16 protein-coding genes are annotated in these 16,567 nt (G+C 71.0%); 7 read left to right on the forward strand and 9 right to left on the reverse strand.

Annotated elements, in window-relative coordinates:
- Window positions 1–54: 54 nt before the first annotated feature.
- From OG734_RS45190 to OG734_RS45200, 3 genes are all read left to right on the forward strand, one after another.
- The gene (locus OG734_RS45190) at window positions 55–297 is read left to right on the forward strand and encodes a DUF397 domain-containing protein (RefSeq protein ID WP_055523791.1); all 243 of its coding nucleotides are present in this window, start codon (window positions 55–57) and stop codon (window positions 295–297) included.
- 103 nt (window positions 298–400) lie between these two features.
- Entirely contained in the window at window positions 401–1,024 is a 624-nt protein-coding gene (locus tag OG734_RS45195) for a CGNR zinc finger domain-containing protein (protein WP_330293188.1), read from the forward strand.
- Window positions 1,025–1,089: 65 nt separating this feature from the next.
- A complete protein-coding gene (locus OG734_RS45200; RefSeq protein WP_330293189.1) occupies window positions 1,090–1,587 on the forward strand; it encodes a hypothetical protein in 498 nt (165 codons plus the stop codon).
- Between the two features lie 72 nt (window positions 1,588–1,659).
- On the opposite strand, the gene OG734_RS45205 is transcribed toward OG734_RS45200, so the two are convergent.
- Window positions 1,660–3,639 carry an N-acetylmuramoyl-L-alanine amidase gene (locus OG734_RS45205; protein WP_330293190.1) on the reverse strand — a complete coding sequence of 660 codons (1,980 nt, stop codon included), beginning with the start codon at window positions 3,637–3,639 and terminating at the stop codon, window positions 1,660–1,662.
- 224 nt (window positions 3,640–3,863) lie between these two features.
- A complete protein-coding gene (locus OG734_RS45210; protein ID WP_330293191.1) occupies window positions 3,864–5,015 on the reverse strand; it encodes an aminoglycoside phosphotransferase family protein in 1,152 nt (383 codons plus the stop codon).
- A gap of 233 nt (window positions 5,016–5,248) precedes the next feature.
- Between OG734_RS45210 and OG734_RS45215 the strand changes: the two genes are divergently transcribed.
- Entirely contained in the window at window positions 5,249–6,754 is a 1,506-nt protein-coding gene (locus OG734_RS45215) for a DNA-binding protein NsdB (protein WP_330293192.1), read from the forward strand.
- 54 nt (window positions 6,755–6,808) lie between these two features.
- On the opposite strand, the gene OG734_RS45220 is transcribed toward OG734_RS45215, so the two are convergent.
- Window positions 6,809–8,248 (reverse strand): PP2C family protein-serine/threonine phosphatase, encoded by a 1,440-nt coding sequence (locus OG734_RS45220; RefSeq protein WP_330293193.1) that lies wholly within the window; start codon window positions 8,246–8,248, stop codon window positions 6,809–6,811.
- Between the two features lie 485 nt (window positions 8,249–8,733).
- Here OG734_RS45220 and OG734_RS45225 point away from each other — a divergent pair, with 485 nt between their 5' ends.
- Complete coding sequence (locus tag OG734_RS45225; RefSeq protein ID WP_330293194.1) at window positions 8,734–9,174, forward strand: SsgA family sporulation/cell division regulator; 441 nt, start codon at window positions 8,734–8,736, stop codon at window positions 9,172–9,174.
- Between the two features lie 55 nt (window positions 9,175–9,229).
- Here the strand turns inward: OG734_RS45225 and OG734_RS45230 are convergent, their stop codons facing one another.
- Together OG734_RS45230 and OG734_RS45235 are read right to left on the reverse strand one after the other, a co-directional pair.
- Window positions 9,230–10,327: a baeRF3 domain-containing protein gene (locus OG734_RS45230; protein WP_330293195.1), complete on the reverse strand. Its 1,098-nt coding sequence runs from the start codon at window positions 10,325–10,327 to the stop codon at window positions 9,230–9,232.
- Between the two features lie 101 nt (window positions 10,328–10,428).
- Window positions 10,429–12,015, reverse strand: coding sequence for an alpha/beta hydrolase (locus OG734_RS45235; RefSeq protein WP_330293196.1), 1,587 nt, complete (start codon window positions 12,013–12,015; stop codon window positions 10,429–10,431).
- Between the two features lie 187 nt (window positions 12,016–12,202).
- Here OG734_RS45235 and OG734_RS45240 point away from each other — a divergent pair, with 187 nt between their 5' ends.
- Entirely contained in the window at window positions 12,203–13,105 is a 903-nt protein-coding gene (locus tag OG734_RS45240) for a GNAT family N-acetyltransferase (protein ID WP_330293197.1), read from the forward strand.
- Window positions 13,106–13,124: 19 nt separating this feature from the next.
- On the opposite strand, the gene OG734_RS45245 is transcribed toward OG734_RS45240, so the two are convergent.
- Window positions 13,125–13,616 (reverse strand): nucleoside deaminase, encoded by a 492-nt coding sequence (locus OG734_RS45245; RefSeq protein WP_330293198.1) that lies wholly within the window; start codon window positions 13,614–13,616, stop codon window positions 13,125–13,127.
- Between the two features lie 193 nt (window positions 13,617–13,809).
- On the opposite strand from OG734_RS45245, the gene OG734_RS45250 reads away from it, so the two are divergent.
- Window positions 13,810–14,586, forward strand: a complete 777-nt coding sequence (locus OG734_RS45250) for a GNAT family N-acetyltransferase (protein WP_330293199.1) — start codon at window positions 13,810–13,812, stop codon at window positions 14,584–14,586.
- A gap of 67 nt (window positions 14,587–14,653) precedes the next feature.
- Here OG734_RS45250 and OG734_RS45255 read toward each other — a convergent pair whose 3' ends face one another.
- The 3 genes from OG734_RS45255 to OG734_RS45265 form a co-directional block, all read right to left on the reverse strand.
- Window positions 14,654–15,568 (reverse strand): GNAT family N-acetyltransferase, encoded by a 915-nt coding sequence (locus tag OG734_RS45255; RefSeq protein WP_330294022.1) that lies wholly within the window; start codon window positions 15,566–15,568, stop codon window positions 14,654–14,656.
- 151 nt (window positions 15,569–15,719) lie between these two features.
- Window positions 15,720–16,004, reverse strand: a complete 285-nt coding sequence (locus tag OG734_RS45260) for a GlsB/YeaQ/YmgE family stress response membrane protein (RefSeq protein ID WP_330293200.1) — start codon at window positions 16,002–16,004, stop codon at window positions 15,720–15,722.
- Window positions 16,005–16,126: 122 nt separating this feature from the next.
- The gene (locus tag OG734_RS45265) at window positions 16,127–16,567 is read right to left on the reverse strand and encodes an SPW repeat protein (RefSeq protein ID WP_330293201.1); all 441 of its coding nucleotides are present in this window, start codon (window positions 16,565–16,567) and stop codon (window positions 16,127–16,129) included.

Raw genomic sequence — 16,567 nt, forward strand, 5'->3', positions numbered from 1 at the left:
AGGAACCGATGGCTAGGCTGGCGGGCGGACGACGAAACCGGGAGGAGCACGGACGTGGCCGAGAGCACGATCCAGGAGCACCCGCTCGCGGGCTGGGACAAGCCGGAGCTGGACCTCAGCAACGCCGACTGGCAGTCCAGCAGCAGTGGGCGGGGGGATGTCCAGATCGCCTTTGTCGAGGGATTCATCGCGATGCGCAACAGTGGCCGCCCGCACAGCCCTTCCCTGATTTTCACGCCCGCGGAATGGGGCGCGTTCGTGTCGGGGGCACGGGAAGGGGAGTTCGACCTGACCTGAGACCGCATTGACCTTGAGGTAAGGCCGCGGCAGGGGCTGCCCCGCGAACGACAGGGCCGCCCCTGCGGTGCTAATGGATGCCCCGGGGATTAGCATTAGCATTATGCGGGACTTGATCAACAGCGACATCAACAGCGACATCAACCGCGATACGCGGCTCGCCCTCGACCTCGCGCTCACCGTCCGGCACGACGGCGACGGCGGCATCGCCGACGACCTCGCCGAGACCGCCGGCCTCACCACCTGGGTGCGCGCCCACCGCGACACCCTGCCCGACGCCGACGGCTTCGTCGCCGACGAGGCAGCGCTGAATGCCGTACGGGAACTGCGTGCCGCCGTGCGGACCCTGTTCGCCCGCGCCGTCCGGCCCGGGGAACCGAGCCCGGCGGACGCGGCCCGACTGCTGCCCCTGGCCGAGGCACTGCGCCGGCTCAACGCGGCAGCCGCCCGTACCCCCACCGTCCCCGTGCTCGACTGGGCCGACGACACCGAACCCGTCGTACGGCATCAGGGCGTACGAGGTGAGGGGGAGGTCGTGGCGGTGCTCGCGCAGGCAGCCGTCGCCTTTCTCGCCGGTGCGGACCGGGAACGGCTGCGGGCCTGCCACGCGCCGCGCTGCGTGCGCTACTTCCTCAAGGAACATCCGCGGCAGGAGTGGTGCAAACCCGCCTGCGGGAACCGGGCCCGCGTCGCCCGCCACCACGAGCGGCACAAGCAGGCGAGCTAGCAGTACGGCGTGCGTGGGCGGCTCCCGTGGGACATGAGGTTCGGCCGGGCACGTACCATTGCCGTATGTCGTTCCTCCGCCGCCGCAGCGCCACTCCCGCCGGCCCCGACTTCGATGTCCTGGCCATGGATCCGGGCGACTGGCCCGGCAATCTCGGCGCGGGCCTGCTGCCCGCCCCCGACGGCAGTTGCCAGGGCGTGTTCCTGCGCTACGACCTGTTCGGCGGCCGCGGCCCCGCGATGGTCATCGGCAACCTGCCGGAGGGCTCCCCGGCCCGTGACGTCGCCGAGGACGAGGTCCCGTTCGAGGTGGCCCAGCTGCTTCTGGCCCTGGAGAACGAGGAGGAGGTCACGGTCGTCGGCACCGAGGACGTCCCGGTGATGCAGGGTGACAACCTCCTGATCGTGCGCCGTCTCAAGCTCTCCGAGGGCCGCATCGCCTGCGTGCAGTTCGACCGCAGCGACAACGTCCTGGTGACCATCGCGGCCTGGGACCGTCCGATCACAGACGACCTGTACGCCCTGCTGAAGCCGCTGCCCGCAGAGCTCTTCCAGACCGCCTGAAGCGATGTCCGTAGGGCTGAGGGCCGGTTCCGCCGCGCGGCGGAACCGGCCCTCAGCCCTGTGCCCGGTGGGTCAGGAGAGAGTGACTCGTACGTCCGCCGCCCGGACGAACGCCACCCGGTGGCCGAACTGGATCTCGTAGTACAGATCCTTGCCGACGACGACCCGGTGCGAGGCCGTGTCGAAGGTGACGGCGTAGTAGTACTCGCCCGGCACCTTCTCCCCGGCCACGTACTTCTGGCCTGCGGGCAGCTTGTACGGCAGCGGCGAGACCGCCTGGGCGGGCACGCCCGCCGGATAGGCCGAGGCCTCCGGATACGCCCTCCCGTACACGGGGATCTCCGTCAGACCGTCCTTCGGGGTCACGACCGCGCCGACGGCACTCACCGCCGTCGGGTTCGTGGCCGGGTTCTGGAACCAGGCCTTCTGGCCCAGATACCAGATCGCCGTCCAGTCACCCCTGCGCTCCGCGACCGCGTACTGCTGGCCGGTGGAGACGCGCGACCCGACGTCGTTGACGTCGATCGACGAGACGCCGCCCGAGGGGTGCGTTCCGATGTCCTTGACGAGCGCCGACGTGGTGTCCGGCTGTGAGTACAGCCGCACCTCGCTCGACCCGTGGGCCGCGCACGCCTGGCCCGACGTGACACAGCCCGTGTACGTCGGCCGGTTCGACGCGTAGTCCGGCCGGATCGTCACCACTTCGCTGTCGCCTCGCAGGCGAGCCGTGCGCTCGAAGGGGTGGCCCAGCAGCGTGAAGTAGTGCTGCCAGTCCCAGTACGGGCCCGGGTCGGTGTGCATCCCGGAAACCGTCGAGGTGGTCGGCCCCGGCACGTTGTCATGGCCGAGGATGTGCTGCCGGTCCAGCGGGATGCCGTACTTCGTCGCCAGGTACTTCACCAGCCGGGCCGACGCCCGGTACATCGCCTCCGTGTACCAGGCGTCCGGGTTCGCCAGGAACCCCTCGTGCTCGAGCCCGATCGACTTGGCGTTGACGTACCAGTTCCCCGCGTGCCAGGCCACGTCCTTCGCCTTGACGTGCTGCGCGATGTGCCCGTCCGTCGAGCGCAGCGTGTAGTTCCACGACACGTAGGTCGGGTCCTGGACCATGTTCAGTACGCCGTCCCAGGCGCCCTCGGTGTCATGGACGACGATGTACCGGATGCTCTGGTCGGCCGGCCGGTTGCCCAGGTCGTGGTTGCCGTAGTCGCCCTCGCCGAACTCCTCGTACGGCGCCGGAATCCACTCGCAGGACACCGTCGCCGGGCACTCGGTGCCTGCCGCGGACACCTTCCGCAGCCCGGTCCGCTTCAACTGGGCGGTGTCGGGAGCCAGTTCGGGGCGCGCGGCGAGGGCGACCAGCTGTCCCTCGTCCGTCGTACGCTCCTCGCCGGTGCGGAGCACGTCGTACACGTCGTCGGCGTATGCCGCCGCCGTCGCGGTGTCGTCAGCGCCGGAGAAGCGGGCCACCGCTCCGTACCAGTTGGCCGGGTCGGCGCTCAGTGGCTCGGCCAGGTCCCGCTGGGCGGCGACCAGCAGTGCGGCGCCGCCGGCCACGTTGGCGGCCGGGTCGGTGCGGAGTTGCTCGGCCGGCAGGCCGGTCAGCTCGGCGGCCTTCGGCAACGTCCTGAGGCGGGGCGGGAGTTCGGCCTGCGTCGGCACCTTGGTGGTGGGGTGCAGGGCCGGACGGGCGCTGTCGCCGCGCGCGTCCTCCGTGCCCTCGCTGTGGTGCGGGGCCTCGGCGAGGGCGGTACGGGCGTCGGTGAGGTGCATCGGTCCGTAGCCGCCGGTGACGCTGGGCGCCCCGGCGTGCGTGTCCCAGCGGGACTGGAGGTAGGAGACGGCGAGCAGGACGCTCTGCGGCACGTGGTACTGGTCCGACGCTGCGGCGAAGGCGCGCTGCAGCCGGGTGGCCGAGGCGCCGCTGTCGGCCGGGGCCGCACCGAGCAGCGGCAGCAGGAGCGCCGCGGAGGCGAGTGCGCCGGCGGCTCTGCGCAGGCGTCTGGGTCCGGGATCGGTGGGGCGGGCGGGGGCGGTGGCGTGTCCTCGCAATGCGGCCTCCGGGGTCGGGCGGGCGTGGGGGGAGCGGCGGGCGTGCGGGGCCGGTAAGCACACTAATGGCTCGGCAGCCCGACGGTCCGTCAATCATGCCCGGAGACCGAAGACTTCCCTTGTCAATAGGGGTACGGGAACTTTCGTGGCGACCCGGGCGCGGTCACATGGCGAAGGCCCGCGATGCGCCGCTGTCCAGGCGCATCACGGGCCCACGTCCCCCGTCAGCGAGTGCCGACCGCCGCGCGCACGGCCCGTCGGGCCAGCTGGCAGTCGTCGTGCAGCCGCCTCAGCAGCAGCCGCTGTTCCTCGCCGGACGGCGCAGCACCCGGCTGGGACGGTCCCGGTGCCGCCGGGGTCGACTCGTGCATCGAACGCTGCACGGCCAGCTCGTACGTGCGGATCTCGCGCGTCAGTACCAGCATCAGGTTCACCAGGAAGGCGTCCCGGGCCGCCGGTCCCGCCGACTGCGCGAGTTGGCTGATCTGTCGCCGGGCCACCGGCGCGTCACCGAGGACCGCCCACAGCGTCGCCAGGTCGTACCCCGGCAGATACCAGCCCGCATGCTCCCAGTCCACCAGCACTGGACCGGCCGGTGAGAGGAGGATGTTGGACAGGAGCGCGTCGCCGTGACAGAACTGGCCCATCCCCTGGCGGCCCGACGAGTGCGCGATGCCGTGCACCAGCTTCTGGAGATCGCCCATGTCCCGGTCGGTGAGCAGACCGAGCTCGTGATACCGGGAGATACGTGCCGCGTAGTCCAGCGGAGCGTCGAACGTGCCCGCGGGCGGACGCCAGCTGTTGAGCCGGCAGATCGCGCTGAGCGCTGCCCTGATGTCCGCACGCGGCGGCGCCTCGGCCGGGTGCCGCTGCAGGGCCGCGACCCGGCCGGGCATCCGCTCGATGACCAGCGTGCAGTTGTCCGGGTCCGCCGCGATCAGCCGGGGCACCCGCACCGGCGGGCGGTGCCGGACGAACGAGCGGTAAGCGGCTATTTCGTGCCGGATCCGCTCGGCCCAGGCTGGGGACTGGTCAAGTAAACACTTGGCGACGGCCGTGCTGCGCCCTGTCGTCCCGACCAGGAGCACGGAGCGTCCGCTGCGGCGCAGCACCTGAACCGGGGCGAACTCCGGGCAGATCCGGTGCACCGACGCGATCGCCGTGCGCAACTGCGCGCCCTGGGGACCGGACAGGTCGAGTCTGCCGCTGAGCGGCTGGGTGCCGATCCCCGGCAGCCGTCGCGCCCGGCCGGCACCGGCACCGAGTACGGGGGCCGGGGCCGCCGGACGCGAGGGGTCGAGATAGGGGCCGCTGCCACCCGGGCGAGGGTGCAGCAGCCGGGGAGGGGCGGACACGGAGGACGATGCTGCGTACATGGGAGAAACAGATCCCTTCGTGTGCCTGCGACGGTCATGCGCTACCCGGCCCGGCCTCCCAGGTACACCCTGGGGAGTGTCCCTCGGTGACCGGGTCGGGGTGGCGCTTTCCTACCTGACACCCGTTGCCCAGTGGCACACCATCTGGCGCACCCTGGCGAACCCTGGCGAATAGTCGACCGGCATCTGACAGACGGTTACTGTCAACTCAGCCGAGAACCTGGGGGCTTGACGTGAGCGGACAACCCAACACTCGTCTGACTGACCTGTTCGGCCTGGCCGGCTGGTCCAAAGGCGAACTTGCGCGGCTGGTCAACCGGCAGGCGGCGGCCATGGGCCACCCCCAGCTGGCGACCGACACCTCGCGGGTACGGCGGTGGATCGACACGGGAGAGATCCCGCGCGATCCGGTGCCGCGTGTACTGGCTGCCCTGTTCACCGAGCGTCTCGGCCGTGTCGTGACCATCGAGGACTTAGGTCTGGTCCGGCACGGGCGTGTGGGGAAACGGCCGGGCGCCGGGAGTGCGGAAGCTCCCGACGGCGTGCCGTGGGCGCCCGAACGGACTGCCGCGGTCCTCACCGAATTCACGGGAATGGACCTCATGCTCAACCGACGCGGCTTGGTGGGTGCGGGCGTCGCGCTCACCGCAGGCTCCGCACTCAGTAGTGCCATGCACGACTGGCTGCACACCGACCCGACTCTCTCCGCCGACGCACCCGTCCTGGACGACCCCCTGCACGCGGATCCCGCTGACCCTGCCGGTTTCGACCGATACGAGGCCGCCCCCATCGGGTGGCAGGAGATCGAGGAACTGGAAGCCGCGGTCGAGGTGTTCCGGGCCTGGGACGCCGCCCGCGGCGGTGGACTCCAGCGCAAGGCGGTGGTGGGTCAGCTCAACGAGGTGGGCGGCATGCTCGCCTACCGACATCCCGAACCCCTCCAGCGGCGCCTGTGGGGCGTCGCCGCCAACCTCGCCGTCCTCGCCGGCTGGATGTCGCACGACGTCGGCCTGGAACCCACGGCCCAGAAGTACTTCGTCATCGCCGCCCACGCGGCCCGAGAGGCCGGCGACCGGCCGCGTGCCGGGGAGGCGCTCTCCCGGGCGGCCCGCCAGATGGTGCACCTGGGCCGGCCCGACGACGCACTCGACCTCATGAAGCTCGCCAACTCCGGCTCGGGCGAGGAAACCCTGCCACGTACCCAGGCCATGCTGTACACCGTCGAGGCCTGGGCGCAGGCGTCGATGGGGCGCGGCCAGGCGATGCGGCGCACTCTCGGTCAGGCGGAGGACCTCTTCGTCTCCGACAAGGCAGATGTGCCGCCGCCGAGCTGGATGCAGATGTTCAAGGCGGAGGACCTGTACGGCATGCAGGCCCTGGCCTACCGCACCCTGGCCGAGCACGAACCGGCCGCGGCCGTGCACGCCCAGTACTACGCGGAGAAGGCCCTGGAACTGAGGGTCGACGGCCGGGAGCGGTCGAAGATCTTCGACTTCCTGTCCATGGCCTCCGCCTGTTTCATCGCGGACGACCCCGAACAGGCAGCCCGGTACGCGCGGTTGGCCCTGGTGTCGATGGGCTCGAACTCGTCCCGTCGCACCTGGGACCGGCTGCGCGAAATGTACCGGCTCACTGCCGAGTACTCCAGCTTTCCGAAGATCAACGAACTCCGCGAGGAGATCAAGCTGTCCCTGCCGAAGCAGACGAAGGGGAGGGGCGGCACCACCACGCGGGTATAGGCCGCAGACCGGTCCTCACCTTGACCGTTACGAGGAGGGTTACTACGAGGACTGTTACGGGGCCACCCTGGCGATCAGTACGCAGGCGTCGCCTTCGCGCTCGGTCTCGCCGAACTCCTCCACCACCGCCCGTACACATTCCTGCGCGTTCCGCGCCTCGCCGAAGCGCGGGGCCAGTTCGAGCAGGCGGTGCGCGGCGGCGCCTTCCCGGCGTCCGGGCACCAGTCCGTCGGTGTGCAGGAGGAGGACGTCACCGGGTTCGAGGGTCTCCTCGGCTTGCCCGTAGACCGCGCCGGAGGTCGCGCCGAGCAGGACGCCGTCCGGTGGGTTCAGTACGCGCCCCGTCCCGTCGCGGAACAGCAGCGGGGCGGGGTGTCCTGCCTGGGCCCAGGTGAGGGTGCGGGTTTCTGGCCGGTAGCGGCAGCAGACCGCGCCGGCCAGGGCCGGCTGGACGGACGCGTCGAGTAACTGGTTGAGCCAGGACATGAGTTGACCCGGTTGGGTGCCCGCCACGGCCATGCCACGCAGTGCGCCCAGCAGCATCGCCATGCCCGAGGTCACGGTCACCCCGTGTCCCGTGAGGTCGCCGACGCTCAACAGGGTGTCGCCGTCGGACAGTTCGAGGGCGTCGTACCAGTCGCCGCCGATCAGCGCGCTCGTCGAGGAGGGGAGGTAGTGGGCGGCCAGATCCAGGGCCTCGGGTCCCTGGTGCGGGAGCCGCAGGGAGCCGCGCCACGGCGGTAGCACAGACTCTTGCAGCTCGACCGCGAGCCGGCGCTCGGACTGTGCGTGGTGCCGGTGACGCTGCAACGAGTCCCGGCTCTCGCTCACCGTCCGCTGGTTGCGGCGCAGTTCGCTGACGTCCCGCAGCACGGCCCACATGGAGGCGGTGCTGCCGTCGTCGTCGAGCACGGGCTCGCCCATCATGTGCACGGTCCGTACGTCGCCGTCGGGCCGCAGGATGCGGAACTCGCCGTCGATGGGCTTGGCGTCGATCAGGCAGTCCGTAACCATCACGGTGAGCCTCGGCCGGTCCTCGTCGAGGACCAGGGAGGGCAGCTCGTCGAGGGTGAGCGGGTCTGCGGCGGGGTCCCGGCCGAGGATCTCGTACAGCTCACCGGACCAACTGGCCTTGTCCGTAAGGAGATTCCACTCGGCGCTGCCGACCCGGCTGAGGAGCGAGTCCTCCCGGGGAGCGGTCTGCGCGGCACGGACGGAGGGCGCCGCCTCGACGCCGCCGGGAACCTCGGGCAGGGGCTGCGGGCCGTCCCGCAACTGCGCCAAGTGGTCGTCGAGTTCGCTGAGTTGATGCAGCGCCAGGTCGTACAGAGCGCGCTGCCAGCGTTCCTGTGGGCCCGATCCGTCAGCAGGTGCGTCCCGGCGTACGGCATCCACGTCACCCTTGAGCTGTCGGGCCTGCGTGATGAGCGCGTCGACCGAGCCGCGCGCGGGCGGCTGGGCGGCTGGATGGTCCGCGGAGAGATGGGGCGGCATGACGCACTCCGATGAGGGGACGGTACGACCAAGGCTGACGGAAGGACCGGTTACGACTGTTGCACAGCCTGCGACGCCCTGTAAGGGATTTGGCAACACACGATGCGGTGGTGCTTCTGGCATATGCCACAGTCTTCTCGGCCGATTCTCCTGGTGCGAGAACGGTACGCGTTCGGTGTATCAAGTCGTAGGTGGGGTACGCGACTTGGCGGATCGATGGGGATGAGTGGCAACTCATTCAGGCGCGTGTTCGACGACCTTTTGTGCGATGCGTGGCGGTGTGTTGCCGGGGCGCACCGTCAGGTTGCCCCTGAATCGCCCAGCGGTTCGCGATCCCTGCGGAAAACCGCGCGTGTTAGTGATGCAGCTCACATTAAAAGCTGCGGATTCCGCGTAATCGGAGAGGCCATTTCGGGGTCGTAACACCACGTCGGCACAACGCGTCGGCCTCAACATCGTCGGCCCGAACCGGAGCGGAGACTGCCATGGATGTCACCCTCGAACAGCCCGCGCGTGCACGTCTGATCACCTCGGAGGAGCAGGAGCTCCCCATCCATGCCACGCTCCGCTACGCCTCGACCGATCCGCTGGCCGTGCACATCGATTTTCCGGCGGAGGTCGCCCTCGACGGCGAGGGGGTGAGCTGGACCTTCGCCCGGAGCCTGCTGGAGGAGGGTGTACGGCGGCCTGCCGGGGGCGGCGATGTGCACATCTGGCCGTGCGGGCCCGCGCGCACGGTCCTGGAACTCCACTCGCCGCACGGCCTGGCCCTGCTCCAGTTCGACACACCGGCTCTGAGCCGATTTCTGCTCCGTACGTTCGCCGTCGTGGCGGCGGGGCGAGAGGATCTCGGCGACGCCGTGGACCGCGGCCTGTCCGACCTCCTCGGCGCCCCTTCGGCGGGGAGCGAGGGCAGGGAACAGTGAGGGTGGAGGCGCCTGCCTCTGGAGCCGGGGGACGCGGGGGTCGGTGGGGCAGGGGTCAGTAACGCAGTACCCCGGCGATCCCCGCCGCCTCGGCGAGCGCCCCGTCCGGTACGAAGCGGACCTCCGCCCCGGTGCTCAGGCACCGCTCCACGATCTCGTCCACGATGTCCTCGCGGGCGTCGAGGTCTCCGCTCGCGGCGGGCACGAGATGGTCGCCGTCGGCGTCCCGTACCGTCACGCGGTAGTTCTCCTCGACGGCGAGCAACCGGACGCGTCCCTCGGCGGCGCTGTGCCACACCTCGTCCACGCCGGCGGCGAACTCCCGTCGGCCACGGGCTGTTTCGAGATCCCGCCGGACCGCGTCGGCCTCCGCCCGCTGCCGGTCGGCGACCAGACCCTGGACGGCCTGCCACACCGTCTCGGCGCGGGCGTGTCCGAGGCCGCCGTGCGGGACGTGCGTCGCGTCCCTGGTGGCGGTACCGGCCTCGGCCAGAGCGGCCAGGGCGGCCGGCTCGCCGCTCACGTACAGCGGACGCGGGTGGGTACGCAGTACGCGGCCCAGAGCGGTGTCCGCGTCACGGAGGAACCGGCGCGTGTGCTCGTCCCGGAAGGTGCTCGGCAGATCGCCGACACGCTCCTGACGCTCGGCGTCCGGGTCCACCAGGCTCCGGCTCAGCGGAAAGCCGCCGGTTTTCTCCTCGGCGACGCGGTCCGTGCCGCCGTTCCACAGCGAAACACGGTCGGCGGCGACCGACAGCACCCAGAACGGCCGTTCGGCGGCGTGCGCGGAGACCAGGTTCCGGGTCAGGAAGGTGTCCGAGAGCACCACCCGCTCGGGCACCGGCCTGGCCAGGGACCACACCTGGTGCTCCCCGGGCGCCGCGAAGATCACCAGACCGTCCTCGGCGTGCGCGAGATCCACCTCGGCGAGGGCCCGGTCGAGCTGGTCGGCGACGTCGACGCGCCGCTCGCGGGTGACGGCCGGATCGGCCTCCAGGCGCTTCTTGGCCTCGGCCACGGCGTTGCGCAGCCGAACCGGATCCTGTGCGTTGTCGGGTTCGCGGCGGTGTGTCGGCGTCAGTACGGAGACCGCGGGGTAGGGGCGCGGGCGCCGCAGTTCGGTGAGCGTCGCGGGACTGAGTGCGTGCTCCATATGTGCACTGTAGGGCGGATTCGGGCGTCAGGCATTCGGAGTAGTCGGGGCGAGCGGGCGCGGGGAGCCGAGGAGGTCCGCCCGGCACCCGTGAGCGGGCCTCAGTCCTCGTCGTCCGCGCCGCAGGAGCTGCCGTCGGCCGGGAGGGAGCCGTACAGCAGGAACGCGTCGACCGTGCGGTGCACGCACTTCGAGGACGCGTACCCGGTGTGGCCCTCGCCCTTGTTGTCGAGGACGACAGCCGACGAGCCCAGCCGCTCGGCCGTCTCCGTGGTCCAGCGGTACGGCGTGGCCGGGTCGCCGCGCGTGCCCACCAGAAGCATCTTCGGCGCGTCGACGTCCCGTACCTCCGTTCGGATGAAGTCCGTGCCCTTGGGGCGGCCGTAGCACGTCAGGACCTCGGTGAGGCGGTAGCGGCCGAACACCGGGGAGGCCTTCTCGTAGGTGGCGCGCAGGGCGGCGAGATCCTTGGTGATCCGGGCCGCGGTGGGCCGGTCGGGGTCGTCCGCGCAGTTGATCGCCATCAGCGCGGCGGGGAGGTTGTCGATGGGTATCTCGACATCGTCGACGAGTCCGCCGTCGGAGCCGGGGGAGGGGTCCTGGCGCGGGAGGACGGGGACAGCGACGCCTGAGGTGCCGAACCCCATGATCCCTCGTGGGTCCCCGTCCTCGACCAGCGTGGTGAGGGCCCGCTCCAGGGCCGGCCACATCTGGTTGCTGTATAGCCCCTGGCCGATGGCGCCCACGAGGTCCTGACCGGAGAAGCGGCCACCGAAGCCGGTCGGCACCGGGTCCTCGTCGAGCGAGCCGACCAGGTCGACGACCCGCTGTCGGGCGGTGCGCGCGTCCTGCCCGAACGGGCAGGCGATGTCCTTCACACACCAGTTGAGGAAGCCCTCCAGGGCGGTCTGCTGCCCGGCGGCGCCCGCGAGGCCCTGCTCGGCGAGCGACTCGGTCAGGGTGTCGACGCCGTCGAGGACGAACCGGCCCACCTTCTTGGGGAATTGGGCCGCGTACACCGCGCCGAGTCGTGTGCCGTACGAGAAGCCGAAGTAGTTGAGCTTCTTGTCGCCCAGGGCCTGGCGCATCACGTCGAGGTCGCGGGAGGCGTCGACGGTGCCGATGTGGCGCAGGACGGGCCCGGAGTGCCGTACGCAGGCCTGGGCTGCCCTGCGCAGTTGTTCGAGGACGGCACGCGGATTGCGCCAGGCTTTGTCGCCGGTCACCTCGGCGTCCGTGGCCGTGTCCTCGCCGCAGCTGACGGGGGAGGACCTGCCGACGCCGCGCGGGTCGAAGGTGACGACGTCGTAGCCGTTCGTCAGGCCCATGAAGTCCTTGCCGTCATAGGCGAGTTGACTGACGCCTGCGCCACCGGGACCGCCGAAGTTGAGCAGCACCGAGCCGCGGGACTTCCCGGTCGTCCGATAGCGGGCCATCGCCAGTTCGAGGGTGGCACCGCCGGGCTTCGCGTAGTCGAGCGGGACGGTGACCTTGCCGCACTGGAGGTCGTCCGTGGGCAGGTCGTCCATCGCCGTCTCGTCGGCGCAGGCCGACCACTTGATCTTCTGGTGGTAGAAGCGGGACAGGCCGGGCTCGTCGTCCGCCGAGGTCACCATCGGCGCACCCGTCCCCAGCAGGGCGAGGGTCGCGGCCGAGGCGAGCGCCCGGCGTGGGTACGCGGACCGCATGATGCCTCCATGGGCGGGCCCGGCTGTGGACCGGGACGACGCCCTCGAACACGATATGCGGGCCCCTGGAACCTCGCCTCCCGGCGGGCGGACCCGCGTGCGCACCGGCGCCGGACGGTCGCGGCCCCTGCCGGATCCATGGTCGGATGGGGCGGCATCCCCCCACTGAACGGAACGGAGCGCCCCCATGACCCCCTCCGCCGGCCCGCCCTCCCCGGCTCCCGAAGACCTCGTCGTCACCCGGGCCACGCCCGAGGACTGGCCCGTGGTCACCGGCTGGGCGGCCGACGAAGGCTGGAACCCGGGGCTGTCGGACAGTGCCGGGTTCTTCGCCCAGGACCCCGAGGGCTTCTTCATCGGCAGGGTCGGCGGGGTACCGGTCTCGGCGATCTCGGTCGTCAACTACGGGGAGACGTACGCCTTTTTGGGTTTCTATCTCGTCCGCCCCGACCTGCGCGGCCGTGGCTACGGGCTCACCACCTGGAAGACCGCGCTGGCCCACGCCGGCACCCGTACCGTCGGCCTCGACGGAGTGGTCGCCCAGCAGGACAACTACCGCCGCTCCGGCTTCGAGCCCGCCCACCGCACCGTCCGGTTCACCGGAACCGCACCTGCCGCCCACACCCCGGCGCGCGTGCGTCCTGTACGGCAGGAGGACCTGGCGGCGATCACGGTCTACGACGCCCTCTGCACCCCCGCCGACCGGCCCCGTTTCCTGGAGTACTGGCTGACGGGCCCCGGCCATCGGGCCGTCGTGCGCGAAACCGGTGCCGACGGCTCTGGGGGCGGCCCCGAAAACCGCGCCATCACCGGCTACGGAGTCGTCCGCCCCGGCCGGGACGCGTCCCGCATCGGCCCGCTGTTCGCCGACACCGCCGACGACGCCCGGGCGCTGTTCGCCGCGCTGACCGCGGAGGCGGCGGGGACGGAGGTCGCGATCGACGTCCCCGAGACGAACGCGGCCGCCGTCGAGATGGTGGAGGCGGCCGGCTTCGCGCCGTCCTTCGAGACGGCACGCATGTACACGGGCCCGGTGCGGGAGTTCGCGCGGGCGAGGGTCTTCGGGGTGACCACGCTCGAACTCGGGTAGCGGCGAACGCCCGTAGCGGTCAGTCCTGTTGGGGTGCGGTGGTGTGGAATCGGCGGTGCAGGTCGCGTACTTGTGCGGCCAGTTCCGGCACCGGCCCCTCGACTGTCACACCGGGCGCGACCTCATTGACCGGCAGGGTCCGTACCGGGGGTGCGGGTACGCCCAACTCGCCCAGCCAGGCGGCCAGTTGTTCGGAGGAGGCGACGTACACGATCCGTCCGAGGCCCACCCAGGCGTGCGCGGCGGCGCACATCGGGCAGTGCTCGCCGGAGGTGTAGACGGTGGCGGCCGCCCGCTGCTCCGGAGTCAGATGGGCGGCGGACCAGCGGGCCAGCTCGAACTCGGGGTGGCGGGTGCGGTCGCCGGAGGCCACTCGGTTGTGGTCCTCCGCCAGCACGGCGCCCTCCCCGCCCACCAGCACGGAACCGAACGGCTCGTCGCCGGCCGCCAGCGCCTCGGCGGCCAGCTCCACACAGCGGCGCAGGTAGGGCAGTTCGTCGCTCTTCACCATGGCTGACCGGGTCTCCTCGCGGTGCGGTGTCAGGGTGCAGGCTACGTCGGTACGGCCGGGAGGGCTGGGCAGGGACAGGCCGGCCCCTTTGCGGTGCCGAACACTGCTTCACGTGTGCGAATGATCCGAGACGTGACGTATCGCAGGTGCCAATACCGTTGCGCTTGCCCGATCGGGGTGCTGGAGTAACAACATGGATCATGCAGGGGTGCTCGCCCTTTACGACCGGGACATGCGCGAAGGGGCGCAGCCCGACGGGCCAGGCGCCCGGATCGAACGGGTGGGGGGCGTGGTGCGCCAGGTCGCCGACGCCCAGGGATGGAACGGGGTCGTCTGGTCCGACCTCGACGCGGAGCGGGCCGACGAGGCGATCGCCGAGCAGATCCGCTACTACAGCGACCTCGGACGCAAGTTCGAGTGGAAGCTCTACGGCCACGACCTCCCCATCGACCTGGGGCAGAGACTGCGCACGGCGGGGTTCACGCCCGAACCCGAGGAGACGCTGATGATCGGCGAGGTCGCCGGTCTGACCTTCGACACCGAGCCGCCCGAGGGCATTCGCCTCGTCCCGGTGACCGACCGGGCCGGCGTCGAGCTCGTGGCGGACGTGCACGAGAAGGCATTCGGCACCGACAGCTCCCGGATGCGGCACCAGCTGCTCGCCCGGCTCACCGACGACCCGGACACGGTCACGGCCGTCGTGGCGCTGGCCGGCGACGAGCCGGTGAGCGCGGCCCGTATGGAGCTCGTACCCGGTACCCGGTTCGCCGGGCTGTGGGGCGGCGGCACCGTCGAGGCCTGGCGCGGCAAGGGCATCTACCGCGCCCTGGTCGCCCACCGCGCCCGCGACGCCGTGAAGCGCGGCTACCGCTACCTCCAGGTCGACGCCTCCCACCAGAGCAGGCCCGTCCTGGAACGCCTCGGCTTCGAACCGCTCACCACGACGACGCCGTACATGTACGAACCCTGACCCACGGCCGACCCTGACGCACGATGACGCCGGCTCACGACGGCCGGATCGCCGGGCGGCGCCTGCCTCACAGCCCGAGCTGGAACTCCACCGCCCGGTGCGTGGGCACATACCCCAGCTCGTCGTTGATGCCGAGCATCGGTGTGTTGCTGTTCGCGATGTCGGTGAGCAGCCCCGTGAGCCCGGGGTGGCGTTCGCGGGCGCGGCGGATCGACTCGGCCTTCATCCAGCGGCCGAGTCCGCGTCCGCGATGCTCGGGCAGTACCGCCGTACCGTAGTGCTGTCCGTCGCCTTGGCCGTCCCCCGGCACCACCAGCTCGGAGAAGCCGACGACCGAACCGTCCGCCGTGTCCAGCGCGGCCACGGTGTGCAGGCGGTCGCCGCGCGCGGCGACCGCCTGCGCCGCCGCCAGGACGCGGTCGACGTCCCACACGACCGTGCCGTAGTCGGTGCCCTCCATGGGCATGTCGTCCATGGCGCGGCGCGAGTCGGCATAGCTGCGGGCCAGGCCCGGCGGCACGGTGCCGTCCCAGGCCGTCAACCGGTAGCCGGGGTACGGGAGTTCGGCGAGGTGGGTGATCTCCGCGAGGTCCGCGTCGGCCAGGACCAGCCGGGCGTACGTCAGTGCCAGCACCTCGCGAAAACCCCGGTCCGCCAGGAAACGGTCGCCGGGGGAGCCCTCCTGGGCCTGTGCTACGACCGACCGTCGTCCGTCACTCCGGGCCGCGGCGACAGCGGCCTCCAGGAGCCGGGTGCCGACCCCCTGCCGGCGCTCCGTGTGATGGACCGAGATCTCCAGCTCGGCGAGATGCTCCTGGCCCTCCCTGGTGAACAGGCGCAGGAAGGCGGAACCGAGCGGTGTGCCGTCCGAGCCGGCGGCCAGCCAGGCGAGCCGCCGGCTCGACGCGCCGGGTTCGGGATCGGTGAGTGCGGTGAGGTGCGGGGGGCAAGAGGTCTCCGTGACGGTGAGAAGGCCGTACAGGGCAGTACTGAGGCCGCACCGTGCCGGTCGTCGGCCACGGTGCGGTGGGCCCGCCGAAGCTAGCCCCGGGGCTCACTGCTCGCAACGGAGTTTCAACGCCTTGCACGACTGTCCGGCGCGGGCCCGGTGGGGGCTGGTCGCGCCCGCCTTCTCACCGGCGCCTGCTGTGGCTGCGCCGCGGTGTCTTCGCCCGGTCCAGCGCGGCCACGCCGAGGGCGGCGAGCCCGATCTGGATGAGCCACTCGACCCAGTCGATGCCGTCCGTGTCGGACAGGTCGAGTCCGGCGGCGATCGCCGAACCGATGAGCGCGGCCACGATGCCCACGGCGATCGTCCAGAGGATTCCGATGCGCTGGCGCCCCGGGACGAAGAGCCGACCCAGTACGCCGATGACGGTGCCGATGATGATGGCGCCGATGATGCTCGAGATCGTCATTTCTGCCCCTCTTCGCCGGTATTGCCTACCTCCTCTTCTAGTGCCCGCTGCGGACCGGGACAGTCTGGTCCACCCCTGAATGAACAGGTCCGGTCCCCTCCAAGGACCGGACCCGCTTCCACCTATGCCCTGGGGGCGCTTCGCGCTGTCGCGCCCGCACTCAACATCCCCAGGAACAGGGCCAGGGCGCCGATGATGACGTTGTTCAGCACGACACCCGCATCAGGGCTGTCGCCGACGATCCACGGCGAGACGATCATCCAGATGCCCATCGCGCACAGGGCCCCGCTGAGGCCGTACATGCGTTCCGGGGTGTTGGTGAACCCGAGGGCCAGCAGGCCGATCGCGATGCCCATGATCAGGTTGTGGGTCACGAGCGGAGGCTGGCTTGTCGTGTAGTGGAGGATCCAGGGGGATGCCGCGCAGTAGAGACCGACGAGGAACACCGGTCCGTCCACGAGCGCCACATCGCGACCGCCGAGCATACGGGCGTACCGTGCCCGCATTTCGGATACATCAGGGTGGCTGTGGATGTCACCTCTGGTGTGCGAGACATTGGCCAT

The organism is Streptomyces sp. NBC_00576 (assembly GCF_036345175.1).
Taxonomy (GTDB): domain Bacteria; phylum Actinomycetota; class Actinomycetes; order Streptomycetales; family Streptomycetaceae; genus Streptomyces.

What these genes read in the sequence shown, in the direction of transcription:
- OG734_RS45210 (WP_330293191.1), bottom strand. Translation starts at nt 5,015, where the DNA reads ATGTACGCAGCATCGTCCTCCGTGTCCGCCCCTCCCCGGCTGCTGCAC.
- OG734_RS45245 (WP_330293198.1), bottom strand. Translation starts at nt 13,616, where the DNA reads ATGGTGAAGAGCGACGAACTGCCCTACCTGCGCCGCTGTGTGGAGCTG.
- OG734_RS45250 (WP_330293199.1), top strand. Translation starts at nt 13,810, where the DNA reads ATGGATCATGCAGGGGTGCTCGCCCTTTACGACCGGGACATGCGCGAA.
- OG734_RS45225 (WP_330293194.1), top strand. Translation starts at nt 8,734, where the DNA reads ATGGATGTCACCCTCGAACAGCCCGCGCGTGCACGTCTGATCACCTCG.
- OG734_RS45240 (WP_330293197.1), top strand. Translation starts at nt 12,203, where the DNA reads ATGACCCCCTCCGCCGGCCCGCCCTCCCCGGCTCCCGAAGACCTCGTC.
- OG734_RS45220 (WP_330293193.1), bottom strand. Translation starts at nt 8,248, where the DNA reads ATGCCGCCCCATCTCTCCGCGGACCATCCAGCCGCCCAGCCGCCCGCG.
- OG734_RS45265 (WP_330293201.1), bottom strand. Translation starts at nt 16,567, where the DNA reads ATGGCCAATGTCTCGCACACCAGAGGTGACATCCACAGCCACCCTGAT.
- OG734_RS45260 (WP_330293200.1), bottom strand. Translation starts at nt 16,004, where the DNA reads ATGACGATCTCGAGCATCATCGGCGCCATCATCATCGGCACCGTCATC.
- OG734_RS45235 (WP_330293196.1), bottom strand. Translation starts at nt 12,015, where the DNA reads ATGCGGTCCGCGTACCCACGCCGGGCGCTCGCCTCGGCCGCGACCCTC.
- OG734_RS45200 (WP_330293189.1), top strand. Translation starts at nt 1,090, where the DNA reads ATGTCGTTCCTCCGCCGCCGCAGCGCCACTCCCGCCGGCCCCGACTTC.
- OG734_RS45195 (WP_330293188.1), top strand. Translation starts at nt 401, where the DNA reads ATGCGGGACTTGATCAACAGCGACATCAACAGCGACATCAACCGCGAT.
- OG734_RS45230 (WP_330293195.1), bottom strand. Translation starts at nt 10,327, where the DNA reads ATGGAGCACGCACTCAGTCCCGCGACGCTCACCGAACTGCGGCGCCCG.